Annotated in this window: 12 protein-coding genes; 3 read left to right on the forward strand and 9 right to left on the reverse strand. The window is 43.3% G+C overall.

Translation table 11 applies throughout. The features are described 5' to 3' along the window. Positions 1-103: 103 nt before the first annotated feature. The 9 genes from rsxA to G7Y45_RS14575 form a co-directional block, all read right to left on the reverse strand. Positions 104-676, reverse strand: coding sequence for an electron transport complex subunit RsxA (rsxA, locus tag G7Y45_RS14535; RefSeq protein ID WP_005778198.1), 573 nt, complete (start codon positions 674-676; stop codon positions 104-106). Positions 677-687: 11 nt separating this feature from the next. Next, positions 688-1,275 carry an RnfABCDGE type electron transport complex subunit E gene (gene rsxE / locus G7Y45_RS14540; RefSeq protein WP_005778200.1) on the reverse strand — a complete coding sequence of 196 codons (588 nt, stop codon included), beginning with the start codon at positions 1,273-1,275 and terminating at the stop codon, positions 688-690. Positions 1,276-1,292: 17 nt separating this feature from the next. Then, positions 1,293-1,967, reverse strand: a complete 675-nt coding sequence (locus G7Y45_RS14545; protein WP_005806529.1) for an RnfABCDGE type electron transport complex subunit G — start codon at positions 1,965-1,967, stop codon at positions 1,293-1,295. After that, on the reverse strand, positions 1,964-2,956 hold the full coding sequence (locus G7Y45_RS14550; RefSeq protein WP_032540529.1) for an RnfABCDGE type electron transport complex subunit D: 993 nt from the start codon (positions 2,954-2,956) through the stop codon (positions 1,964-1,966). The genes G7Y45_RS14545 and G7Y45_RS14550 overlap by 4 nt, the downstream gene beginning before the upstream one ends. Before the next feature lie 5 nt (positions 2,957-2,961). Then, the gene (rsxC, locus tag G7Y45_RS14555; protein WP_005806533.1) at positions 2,962-4,299 is read right to left on the reverse strand and encodes an electron transport complex subunit RsxC; all 1,338 of its coding nucleotides are present in this window, start codon (positions 4,297-4,299) and stop codon (positions 2,962-2,964) included. 36 nt (positions 4,300-4,335) lie between these two features. After that, positions 4,336-5,208 carry a Fe-S cluster domain-containing protein gene (locus G7Y45_RS14560; protein WP_005806535.1) on the reverse strand — a complete coding sequence of 291 codons (873 nt, stop codon included), beginning with the start codon at positions 5,206-5,208 and terminating at the stop codon, positions 4,336-4,338. A 5-nt stretch (positions 5,209-5,213) separates the two neighbouring features. Then, positions 5,214-5,633 (reverse strand): SoxR reducing system RseC family protein, encoded by a 420-nt coding sequence (locus G7Y45_RS14565; RefSeq protein WP_005778211.1) that lies wholly within the window; start codon positions 5,631-5,633, stop codon positions 5,214-5,216. Positions 5,634-5,885: 252 nt separating this feature from the next. Further along, entirely contained in the window at positions 5,886-6,290 is a 405-nt protein-coding gene (locus tag G7Y45_RS14570) for a hypothetical protein (protein WP_005778212.1), read from the reverse strand. Positions 6,291-6,410: 120 nt separating this feature from the next. After that, a complete protein-coding gene (locus G7Y45_RS14575; protein ID WP_032530673.1) occupies positions 6,411-7,841 on the reverse strand; it encodes a DUF3078 domain-containing protein in 1,431 nt (476 codons plus the stop codon). A 382-nt stretch (positions 7,842-8,223) separates the two neighbouring features. Here G7Y45_RS14575 and G7Y45_RS14580 point away from each other — a divergent pair, with 382 nt between their 5' ends. The 3 genes from G7Y45_RS14580 (at position 8,224) to G7Y45_RS14590 (ending at position 13,150) form a co-directional block, all read left to right on the forward strand. Next, positions 8,224-9,825 carry a CTP synthase gene (locus G7Y45_RS14580; RefSeq protein ID WP_005806541.1) on the forward strand — a complete coding sequence of 534 codons (1,602 nt, stop codon included), beginning with the start codon at positions 8,224-8,226 and terminating at the stop codon, positions 9,823-9,825. Positions 9,826-9,872: 47 nt separating this feature from the next. Further along, complete coding sequence (gene yidC, locus G7Y45_RS14585) at positions 9,873-11,729, forward strand: membrane protein insertase YidC (protein ID WP_005778218.1); 1,857 nt, start codon at positions 9,873-9,875, stop codon at positions 11,727-11,729. A gap of 89 nt (positions 11,730-11,818) precedes the next feature. Continuing rightward, the gene (locus tag G7Y45_RS14590) at positions 11,819-13,150 is read left to right on the forward strand and encodes an MATE family efflux transporter (RefSeq protein ID WP_165015192.1); all 1,332 of its coding nucleotides are present in this window, start codon (positions 11,819-11,821) and stop codon (positions 13,148-13,150) included. Positions 13,151-13,155 lie beyond the last annotated feature (5 nt).

Below are 13,155 nucleotides of genomic sequence, written 5' to 3' on the forward strand. Positions count from 1 at the left end.
GATGGAAATGTGCATTAAGACAAAATAACAGAAAAAGCGACGGAAGAACTACCTTAACGATAGCCTGTCCGCCGCTCATCCTTCAGTTGTTTGTCGTCAGGATTTATACCACTCCGGAGAATCCCATAAATGCCATAGCCAGCAATCCGGCTGTAATTAAAGCAATCGGAGTTCCCTTCATACCTTCGGGAATTTTCACAAGGCTCATTTGCTCACGGAGTCCGGCAAAAAGCACCAAGGCTAAGCCAAAACCGATAGCAGTAGAGAATGCATAGACAACTCCCGTCAATAAATCATAATCTTTCTGGATAACAAGAATAGCCACACCCAAAATACAACAGTTTGTCGTAATTAAGGGAAGGAATACGCCCAGTGCCTGATAAAGTGCAGGGGAAACCTTTTTTAGAATAATTTCCACCATCTGGACCAGTGCCGCAATGACCAAAATAAACGTAATAGTCTGCAAGTACTGCAATCCGAAAGCATCGAGCACAAACTTCTGGATCAGGAACGTTACGATTGTGGCAATGGTAAGCACAAAAGCCACCGCTGCACTCATACCCAACGCTGTATCCACTTTCTTGGAAACACCCAGAAACGGACAGATTCCCAGAAATTGCGACAACACAATGTTATTAACAAAGATTGCCGAGATAAATATCAATATATATTCCATAATCGTTTATTTTAATTTGCTTTCTTAAGGCTGTTAATCAGCGCAATCAGATATCCTAATGCAATAAACGCACCCGGAGCAAGAACAAAGACAAGCATACCATATTCTTCGGGGATGATTGACAAGTTGAATATCTTACCTGTACCCAGAAACTCGCGGACAGCTCCCAACAATGTAAGAGCAATCGTAAAGCCCAGTCCCATACCAATTCCGTCGAACATGGACGAAAGAGCATTATTCTTAGCTGCAAATGCTTCTGCACGTCCCAACACAATACAGTTCACAACAATCAACGGAATAAAAAGCCCTAATGTAGCATACAATCCAGGGACATAAGCCTGCATCACCATCTGGAGCAAAGTCACAAAAGACGCGATTACCACAATGAATGACGGAATGCGTACCATGTCCGGAATCAAGTTCTTTATCAACGAGATCACCACATTAGAGCAAATCAAAACAAACATAGTGGCAAGTCCCATACCCATACCGTTAATGGCCGAAGAAGTCGTACCCAATGTAGGACACATACCAAGCAGGAGCACAAATGTCGGATTCTCTTTAACAATCCCATTCATCAATACTTTAAAGTTATTCATATCTTTATACTCCTTTCTTATTTAATAACTACTGAATCGACAATCGCAGTTTCAGACTCCTGTACCGGAGCGGCTTTCTGAGAAGCACCGGTTGTCCCGTTAGTATCGCCATTGCCTTTATAAGCACCATACGCAGCGTTCACGGCATTCAAGAAAGCGCGTGAAGTGATTGTAGAAGCGGTAATAGCATCTACCTGTCCACCATCCTTACTTACCGTTAACGGTTGCTCACCCGGATTCATTCCTTTAATACTACCTTTATTGCCTTCCTTAAACCAATCGGCCGCTTTTGAACCAAGCCCGGGAGTCTCGGCATGTGACAACAATGAATAGTTATAGATTTTGCCTTCGGCATCAAAACCAACCAGTACTTTCAGTTCTCCGCCAAATCCCATCGATTTAGCTTCAACCGCCGTCCCGACCCATTGATCTCCGTTTTTAGCCGGATAAATAATAAAGTCAACAATCTTCTTACCGTCTTTCTCACTAAACATAGTATCACACTCTGCAACCGGATTATTCGTGAATTCGGGTAAGACTTCTTTTAAAGCCTCATTCAGTGTTTTTGCATTTGCTTCTGCAATAGGCCCTTTGGTCAACTCATTCACATAAGCCAGCAGAGCTACCGAAATAGCTGTTACTCCCGTGAGTACCAGCAACATATTTTTCAATGATGATTCTAACTTTTTCATTTCTTCTTCGCTACCTCCCCAAAGCGTTTTGGTTTACAATATGTATTGATTAGCGGAGTGAATGCATTCATAATCAGAATAGCAAATGACATACCTTCCGGATATGCACCGAATAAACGGATAACAACTGTCAGCAAACCGATGCAAACACCATAAATCAGCATACCTTTTTTACTCATCGGAGAAGTCACATAATCAGTCGCCATAAAAATGGCACCCAGCATCAGACCTCCGGAAAGCAACTGGATTACCGGAGAAGCATAAGCTTCCGGATTGGCCAGGTACATAATGCCTGAGAATACAAATACAGTGGCCAGAATAGATACCGGAATATGCCATGTAATGATTCTCTTCCATAACATATAGAGGAGGCCCAAAATCAAAGCAGCTGCACTCACCTCGCCCAAACATCCGCCATTATTGCCAATGAACAAATTCCAGGCATCAGGAAGTTGGCTAAAAGCTGAGGCATCACCATGAACGGCTTGTTTCATCAAGGCTAACGGAGTAGCAGCGGTAGTAGCATCAGTATAGGCAGTCAACTGACCAACCACCGGCCACGAAGTCATTTGCACAGGGAATGATAACAACAGAAACACACGTCCTGCCAATGCCGGGTTAAACGGATTATTTCCCAATCCGCCAAATGACATCTTACCGACACCAATAGCGAATAAAGCACCTAAAATAATGATCCAAATAGGCAGATTCGACGGAAGATTGAATGCCAGCAACACCCCTGTGATGATAGCAGACCCATCACAAATAGTAGTGGTTTCTTTCTTCAGCAAGAACTTACCGATTGCCCATTCAAAAAACAGACAGGCTATCACAGAAGTCGCTGTGACAATCAACGCACCCAGTCCGAAATATACGAGCGAAACGATGAAGGCAGGAATCAGTGCGATCAACACACCGTACATATTTTTCTGTACACTGTCTCCACCATGAACGTGAGGCGATAATGATACGATTAATTTATTTTCCATACTTATTATTTTTTAGCTTGACGTGCACGAATCATGGCACCAACTTTCCCTTTACCCAAACGACAATAGTCGAGTAACGGACGATTGGCAGGACAAGTGAATTGGCAAGAACCGCACTCGATACAATCCATGATTCTTTCTGATTCCATTCTTTCAAATTCTGTGTTCTCGGCCAAAGCGGAAAGCAGATACGGTTCCAGTCCCATCGGACAGGCACTTACACACTTCGCACAACGGATACAATTTTGTATTTCTCCGCGTTTAGCCTCTTTCCGGTTCATAATCAAAATTCCGGAACTTCCCTTAGCAGTAGGAACATCGGTATTAACCAATGCTTTACCCATCATCGGGCCGCCTCCAATTACCTTTCCGGTGTCTTCGGGCAAACCGCCACAGGCATCAATCAGTTGTTGCATCGGAGTTCCGATACGTGCCAGGAAGTTGGAAGGTTTAGCAACCGATTTACCGGTCACCGTAATCACACGTTCAAACAAAGGCTTATTTTTCTGCACAGCCTGGTATACTGCAAATGCTGTACCTACATTCTGAACAACCGCTCCTGTAGAGATGGGTAGTGCACCACTCGCAACCTGACGTTTGGTTATAGCATCGATCAGCTGCTTCTCACCTCCTTGCGGATATTTCACCTTCAAAGGTACAACCTCGATACCGGCATAACTGGATGCAACTTTTGTCATCAACTCAATAGCATCGGGTTTATTGTTTTCAATACCGATAAATGCCTTATTTACCTTTACGGCTTTCATCAGAATGGAAACTCCTACCATTACCTCTTCGGCATGCTCCAACATCAACTGATGGTCGGCGGTTAAATAAGGCTCACACTCTACAGCGTTTATAATAACACATTCTGCTTTAAATGAAGGAGGCGGACAGAGTTTAACCTGAGTGGGAAAACAAGCTCCTCCCAAACCAACAATACCGGCATCGGCTATCTTCTTCACAATCTCTTCCGAAGTCAATTCGCACTCTTTCACCAGTTCAGGGCTGCGATCGATAGATTCTTCCCATTCGTCCCCGTCTACATCTATAAAAATAGCAGGTTTGGCATAACCACTCGCATCGACGATCGAATCAACCTTAGCGACTTTGCCACTGACAGAAGAGTGAATGGCAGCCGAAACAAAGCCATTGGCTTCGGCTATTTTAGTGCCCACCTTCACCACATCACCTTTTGCCACAATAGGCTTAGCAGGTGCACCGATATGCTGCCCCAAAAGTATTACAGCTTTTGCCGGAACTTCCGCCGTAATAATGGGTTGATGTGCTGACAGTTTATTTTCGTGTGGATGAACACCACCAATTGAAAATGTCTTCAACATACAATTCTGTATTTTATCTGTTTATTACTCGTTTTCTTAAGCTTCAGCTGTTTTAGCAGCTTCGGCAACAGGTGCTTCCTCTTTGGGTTTGCGCGGAGGGAAATTCAACTCGATGATAGTGTTCTGGGGACAAACTTCAACACACTTACGACAAGACTTACATTTGTTGTAGTCAATGTAAGCAAGATTGTTCTCAAGTGTGATTGCTTCAAACGGACAAGTCTTGACACACTTACCACAACCGATGCAACTTACCGTACAAGCTTTACGCGCAACAGCCCCCTTGTCTTTATTGACACAAGATACATATACGCGGCGGGATTTTTTGCCCTTAGCACGAAGTTCGATTATCGCTTTCGGACAAGCTTTGACGCAAGCGCCACAGGCTGTACACTTTTCTTCATCCACTTCAGGAAGTCCTGTTTTGGGATTCATGTGAATAGCATCAAACTGGCAAGCAGCCACACAATCGCCACATCCCAGACACCCATAGCTACAGCCGGTTTCTCCACCATAAAGCGAAGCGGCAATAGCACAACTCTTTGCACCGTCATACATATTTGTACGCGGACGGTTCGTGCAGGTTCCGTTACATCTAACCACTGCCACCATCGGTTCTGCAGTTCCGGCGTCCAGCCCGAGGATCGAAGCAACCTGCGACATCACAGGTTGTCCGCCTACCGGACAAAACTTACCTTCCAGCGAACCGGCTTTGACGCAAGCATCAGCAAATCCGCTGCAACCCGGATAACCACATCCACCGCAGTTAGCCTGAGGCAACACTTCGGATACCTGGGCAATTCGTGGGTCTTCGTACACGGCAAATTTCTTGGAAGCAACATACAATATCGCAGCCAGTACAAGCGCAATAGCTCCCAAAGAAATCACTGCAATCAGAATCAAATTCATAATTTTTAGTTATTTATTGGTTTTATAGTAAAAGAAAATTTTTGTTTCAACCGAGTTCTGTTCAGCCATATTATATAATAATAAGGAACAAGCACCGCTAAAGCAGCAAGCGCTCCATATAGTTCACTATGAAGAACTGTCTTGAAAACGAAAAGGCCGAGAATTAAAAGAAAGAGAGGAATAACAAAGGCCAGAAATACAGCCTGCATACCCATGGAAGTAGCACCAATAATTGTCACCTCGTCACCTACCTTCCATACAGATGAAGTGTCGGTAATCTCAATTACCTTCTCTTTGCTATCTGCCGAAGAGCAATGTCCCTTGACACTGCAAGTTGAGCAGGCCGATGTTTGGATGATCCTCACAGAAACCTGAGAACCACTTATGTTTTCCACAATACCTTGATGAGTTATTATATTAGTCATTTTGCAAACTGCACATTACAAATTGCGGCAAATTTAAGCATAAGTTTGAGAACTACGAAGTATTTGAATGTTTTTTATAGCGCAATAAGAGTTCTTTTTGAAGTATTTTTTTACTCCATTAATCAGGAGTAGAAACAGAAAAAGCAGGCAAAAAGCCTGCTTTACTGCTAAATTGTTATCATCCTCCGATATTTTAAAATAAATTAGAAACAGAAACCGATTCTTTTATCACTTTCTGTTCATTTCCTTATTTTACATCTTCAAACATTCATTTATCTCAATCATCCGAATCAAATCTGTCCGTTGAATGGAAAAAGTGCTGCTTTCTTTCTGAACATACTTCAGTAAAGTGAGCCCATCCTGGCGCAGTTTAGACTTTTGCAAAATATTAGACTCCATCTCATCCGAAATCTTCAGCAGGGTCATGGCAGCCAGTTCTATCTTTCCCATCCGGTTAGGATCTCCTTCATAATGGTCAATCAGTTCATCCGGATTCATACTCTGCAACTGCTCCTGAGGAAGTCCTAAAATCTGTCGTGTAAGACAGTCGTACTCTGTCCATTCATCCTTACGAAACTTCTTTTTATTCAAAATCATATTAACAATTAATGAAATGATTTCCTGAATCATTCGTATCAGATAATCTTGTTTAATCATAAGGCACTTTCTTTAAGTATAACATTTTAATTACAGCGATGAAATTTGCACTACCGGAAACAACAGAGCCGACTGAAAACTCCAGCCGGCCCCATATTTATCTTTGTGTCAACTATTCCTTTACCATTTATAGTTCAGACCAAAACTGAGCAACTCTTTCAACTGGAAATAACTGCTACCGGTGGTCGGCTTTGCACTGTCATCAAAGCGTGCATGCACAAAAAGCTTAGTAGAAAGATAACGGTTCAATACAAAATTGAAAGTATTTTCCCACTCGATGCGTACCCATTTATAGTTAGTCAGATAGTTCAGACGGGAATCGACTACAATGGACGGAATAATGGTCCATGAAATGGTAGGTTGTACCTGTGCACCAAAGTCATTCTTTGAACATTTACCTTTATCCAGTCCGAACTTGGTTTCGTCCACATTTTTGTTACCAATATAACGAAGGTTATAGGTCAATGGAGACATAAATACGGAAAGGTTGAATTTTTTCTTTTTCAGCTTATAATCCATACCGACACTGACAATCACATCAGCAGGAGCAAGGAAAGCAGCAACCAGTTCTTCACTGTTAGCCTTATAACCTTTGGCAAACTGAGTCTTAAACTCACCGGTGATAGTATAGTACCAATTATGTGCAGCCTGGATACCTAATTTGGAATACAAGCGCAACTGGTCAGTATTGACCAAATACTTATGATATTCATCCGATGGAGAAGAGTTGAATCCCAATTTAGCCTCCAACAGATTCTCAAACTGTACTTTCTCACGGTCATTGTAATTGGCAAACAACTGTAAATTAGCCATTACAGCATTGTTACTCTCACCACCTTTATACCAGTTGTCCGATATATAGTTCTGAGTAATTTGAAGCGAACCGTTACCTCCCGTCACCCACCAGTTAGGTTTCGAAATTACCATTTCTGCTTCACCTACATTCTCTTCTACCTTATCTGCACGGAACAGGCTTTTCACTTCCGTCTTCGGAATTTCAATCTTTTTATTGCCATGATACAATTTACGGCTCATTATATGATCTTCGGTAGTAACAACCAAATTGGGATGGTTCAGGTATAAATCCATCAAAGCAGCATCTACCAGCCGGGCCGATCTCTTGATTTTGGTAAACTGCAAAGTGTCACACGGTGATAACTGCTCATTAAGAGAAGGTGCAGTAAAAGGCTCTTTAAATTTCCAGCGCATAGTAGAATATTCCGCAATAGGCGAATAATAATAAGTTAGCGGAACAAACAGGCGGTAGTAATCCGGATCTGTTTTCACATAACGCATAGGTACTGAAGGATCATTGAGGTATTCCAACTCTCCTATATAATTATTATATAAGATGGACACTGTATCCATCTTGGGCTTCGGACCATCCAGATTCAGTTTCAGGAGAAGGTACTGCTGAAGCACCTCGGAAAGTGTATCAGCTTTCACTTCATTTTGCACTGTCTCGGAAACCGGTTTTATCGTCTTCTGCGCCATCACTGACGAAGAAAACAGGATTGCAAATGCTAATGTTGAGATGTGACTAGTCTTCATTTTTATAACAAATTTGAGGGCAAATTTACATTAAATAGTTTAGATTACATAAAATTCGCTCATTTTTAATAGGAATAACCGATCAAACGGATCGATGAAACAACCGATCTGTTTTACCGGAATTTGTATGGCATGCATGAGCTACACGGATTTATCCTGTAGACAGGTTTATGCTACTTATGCTACCAGACGGATAAAGCCCCATTCATCCGTTAGAGGCATACAACTTTTTGTCGTCCAAACATTTCGGAACCCGGAATTGCATTTTTTAATAAATTTGTTTTGTAGAAAGCATCCGTTCTTCCCCATTTTTTTGTAATTTTGCGGTTTTTAAGATTCAAATCAAACGATTTAGAAACAAATTATTAAAACAGTTATAGCTGTGGGAGAAACAAAGTATATTTTCGTAACCGGTGGTGTTGCCTCTTCTTTAGGAAAAGGTATCATTTCATCTTCCATCGGTAAATTGCTGCAAGCAAGAGGTTATAAAGTAACTATCCAAAAGTTTGACCCGTACATCAACATTGACCCGGGAACATTGAACCCTTATGAACACGGAGAATGCTACGTGACTGTAGACGGCCATGAAGCCGACCTTGACTTAGGACACTACGAACGTTTCCTGGGCATCCAGACTACAAAGGCCAACAATATCACGACAGGCCGTATCTATAAGAGCGTCATTGATAAAGAACGCCGTGGAGACTATCTGGGAAAAACCATTCAAGTCATTCCCCACATCACGGATGAAATCAAGCGTAACGTCAAGTTGCTGGGCAACAAGTATAAGTTCGACTTTGTAATTACAGAAATCGGAGGCACGGTAGGTGACATCGAGTCCTTGCCTTATCTGGAAAGTATCCGTCAGTTGAAATGGGAGTTGGGACAGAATGCGTTGTGCGTGCATTTAACTTATGTACCTTTCCTGTCTGCCGCTCAAGAACTGAAAACCAAACCGACCCAACACTCTGTAAAAGAATTGCAGTCACTCGGAGTGCAACCGGATATTCTGGTGCTTCGTACCGAACATGACCTGAACGCCAACCTGCGTAAGAAAGTGGCATTGTTCTGTAATGTTGCCGAGAATGCGGTCGTTCAGTCAATCGATGCTTCAACTATATATGAAGTACCCCTGTTGATGCAGGAACAAGGCTTGGACGAAACCATACTTCAGAAGATGGGCTTACCTGTGGGCGAACGTCCGCCGTTGGGACCTTGGAAAGACTTCCTGAACCGTCGTGCTAATGCTACCGAAACGGTGACTATTGCAATGGTAGGTAAATACGTTGAACTGCAGGATGCGTATAAGTCTATCCTGGAATCACTGTCACAGGCTGCCACTTATAATGACCGTAAAGTTAAAATAGAATATGTATCATCCGAACACCTCACTCCGGACAATGTGGACGAACAGCTGGGACATGTAGACGGAGTAGTTATCTGTCCGGGATTCGGTTCACGTGGTATCGAAGGTAAGTTCGTAGCTGCCAAGTACACCCGCGAACATAACATTCCGACTTTTGGTATCTGCCTGGGTATGCAATGCATGGCCATCGAATTTGCCCGCAACGTACTGGGTTATGCCGATGCCAATTCTATTGAAATGGACGAAAAGACCAAACATAACGTTATCGACATCATGGAAGAGCAGAAGGCCATCACCAATATGGGAGGTACAATGCGTCTGGGTGCTTACGAATGCGTCTTGAAAAAAGACTCTAAAGTATACGAAGCTTATAAACAAGAACATATTCAGGAGCGTCATCGCCACCGTTACGAATTCAACAACGACTATCGCAAGCAATTCGAAGAGGCCGGCATGAAATGTGTAGGTATCAATCCGGAATCGGACCTGGTAGAGATTGTAGAGATCCCTACATTGAAATGGTACATCGGAACGCAGTTCCATCCGGAATACAGCAGTACGGTGCTACACCCGCATCCGTTGTTCGTATCGTTCATTAAGGCTGCAATCGATAAGTAAAATCACTATCGTATAGATTATTAATCATTAATCACTAAAACAAGAGAATGGATAAAAACACCATCACAGGCCTCGTTTTAATAGGTATATTACTGGTAGGATTCAGTTTTCTGAGCCGTCCCAGCGAGGAGCAAATAGCCGCCCAGAAGCGGTATTATGACTCTATAGCCGTGGTACAGCAGCAAGAAGAAGCACTGAAAGCCAAAACCGAAGCTGCACTGGCTAACGAAAAAGAGGAAACAGCCGCCGATTCGGCATCTCTCTTCTTCAATGCCACCCAAGGTAAAGAGGCGTTTACTACTATCCAGAACAATTTGGTAGAAATCACTCTGGATAACAAAGGCGGCCGCGTTTACTCTGCCCTGTTGAAAAACTACATGGGACAAGATAAGAAACCGGTTGTGTTGTTCAACGGTAGCGATGCTTCCATGAACTTCAACTTCTACAATAAGAAGGGTGCCCTCCAGACAAAAGACTTCTATTTCGAAGCAGTCAATAAAACAGACAGCAGTGTTACGATGCGTCTGGCCGCCGACAGTGCCAGCTATATCGACTTTATTTATACACTGAAACCGGATAATTATCTGATGAGCTTTGTGATTAAAGCAACAGGTATGGAAGGCAAATTGGCTGCTACTACAAACTATGTGGACATCTCGTGGTCACAACGTGCCCGCCAGATCGAGAAAGGATATACTTACGAGAACCGTTTGGCAGACCTCACCTACAAATATACAGGTGATGATGTGGACAACCTTTCGGCAAGTAAAGACGATGAAAAGTCAGTACCGGAGCGTCTGGACTGGATTGCTTTCAAAAACCAGTTCTTCTCTTCTGTATTCATTGCAGAACAGGATTTCGAAAAGACTACGGTCAGATCGAAAATGGAGAAACAGGGAAGTGGCTACATCAAAGACTACTCGGCTGAAATGAGTACGTTCTTCGATCCTACCGGTAAGCAACCGACCGACATGTATTTCTACTTCGGCCCGAACCACTATAAAACACTGACCGCATTGGACAAGGGACGTGAAGAGAAATGGGAACTTAACAACCTGGTATATCTGGGTTGGCCGTTGATTCGATGGATCAACAAATGGATCACCATCAACGTGTTCGACTGGTTGTCAGGTTGGGGATTAGGCATGGGTGTCGTACTGTTGCTATTGACAATTATGGTGAAAGTTGTGGTTTTTCCGGCAACCTGGAAAACTTATATGTCATCGGCCAAGATGCGTGTACTGAAACCGAAAATAGACGAGATCAATAAGAAATATCCCAAGCAGGAAGATGCGATGAAGAAACAGCAAGAGGTAATGGGACTATACAGTCAATACGGTGTAAGCCCGATGGGCGGCTGTTTGCCGATGCTTGTTCAATTCCCTATTCTGATGGCATTGTTCATGTTTGTGCCGAGCGCTATCGAACTCCGCCAGCAGAGTTTCCTTTGGGCGGACGACTTATCGACCTACGACGCATTCATCACTTTCCCGTTCCATATTCCGTTCTTGGGTAATCACCTCAGCTTGTTCTGCCTGCTGATGACCATTACCAATATCCTGAACACGAAGTACACGATGCAGCAGCAGGATACAGGTGCCCAGCCGCAAATGGCAGCAATGAAGTGGATGATGTATCTGATGCCGATTATGTTCCTCTTCGTTTTGAACGACTATCCTTCGGGATTGAACTATTACTACTTCATTTCGACTTTGATCAGTGTGGTAACCATGATCATACTGCGCCGGACAACTGACGAAGACAAGTTGCTCGCCGATCTGGAAGCAAAGAAAAAAGATCCGAAGCAAATGAAGAAGACCGGATTTGCCGCACGTTTGGAAGCCATGCAGAAACAGCAGGAACAGATGGCAAAAGAACGGGCTAATAAGCAGAATAAGCGATAAGAAATAAAAATTAGCTTAAAGACCGAAGAGCCGGGCAAGCAGTATATGTTTGTCCGGCTTTTTTTCCCCTTTATAGAATATATAAAAACATGACTACCAAATACACATACAAAGAGATATGGCTCATAGCCTACCCTATCCTGATCAGCCTGATCATGGAACAATTAATAGGTATGACAGACACTGCCTTCCTGGGACGGGTAGGCGAAATCGAACTGGGAGCCTCGGCCATCGCAGGCGTATATTATCTGGCCATTTTCATGATGGCGTTCGGATTCAGCATCGGAGCACAAATCCTGATAGCCCGGCGAAACGGCGAGCAACAATACCGCACCATCGGACCGATATTCTATCAGGGGGTCTATTTTTTGCTGGCATTGGCAATAGTAGCATTTACCCTTTCTTTATGCTTCTCTCCTCATTTGCTGAAACTGGTTATCAGTTCGCAGCACATTTATGACGCGTCCATCAGCTATATCAACTGGAGAGTTTTTGGTTTCTTTTTCTCTTTTGTCGGCGTGATGTTCCGGGCATTTTTTGTAGGTACCACACAGACCAAGACCTTGACATTGAATTCAATCGTAATGGTATTGTCCAACATAGTATTCAACTATATCCTGATATTCGGTAAGTTCGGCTTCCCCGCATTAGGTATTGCCGGAGCTGCTATCGGGTCGTCACTGGCCGAAATGGTATCGGTCATCTTCTTCATCGTCTATACCTGGAAGCGGATAGACTGTAAGAAGTATGCACTGAACCAGCTTCCCAGTTTCCAACCGGAAACATTAAAACGAATATTAAACGTATCTTTTTGGACTATGATCCAAAATTTCTTCTCACTATCCACCTGGTTCATGTTCTTCCTTTTTGTGGAACATCTGGGCGAACGCGCACTGGCCATTACGAACATTATCCGCAACGTATCGGGTATTCCATTTATGGTTGCGATGGCATTTGCCACCACATGCGGTTCACTGGTGAGCAACCTGATAGGCGCAGGAGAGATTAAAAGCGTACCCGGAACTATCCGGCAGCATGTACGCATCGGCTATGTTTTTGTATTACCTCTGATACTGTTCTTCGCCCTCTTCCCCAATCTGGTATTAAGTATCTATACAGATATACCGGATCTGAAAGAGGCTTCCATCCCCTCGTTATGGGTATTATGTTCCGCCTATCTGATATTGGTCCCGGCCAATGTTTATTTCCAGGCGGTATCCGGAACGGGCAATACACGTACGGCACTGGGATTGGAACTCTGCGTGCTGGCTGTCTATCTGGCTTATATCACGTATGTCATCCTCTATCTGAGAGTAGACGTAGCCTTCTGCTGGACTACAGAGCATTTATACGGAATCTGTATCCTGACTCTGTCGTACATCTATATAAAGAAAGGAAACTGGCAAAAAAAGCAGATTTGACCTGA

Source organism: Bacteroides sp. ZJ-18 (genome assembly GCF_011038705.2).
Classification (GTDB): Bacteria; Bacteroidota; Bacteroidia; order Bacteroidales; family Bacteroidaceae; genus Bacteroides; species Bacteroides hominis.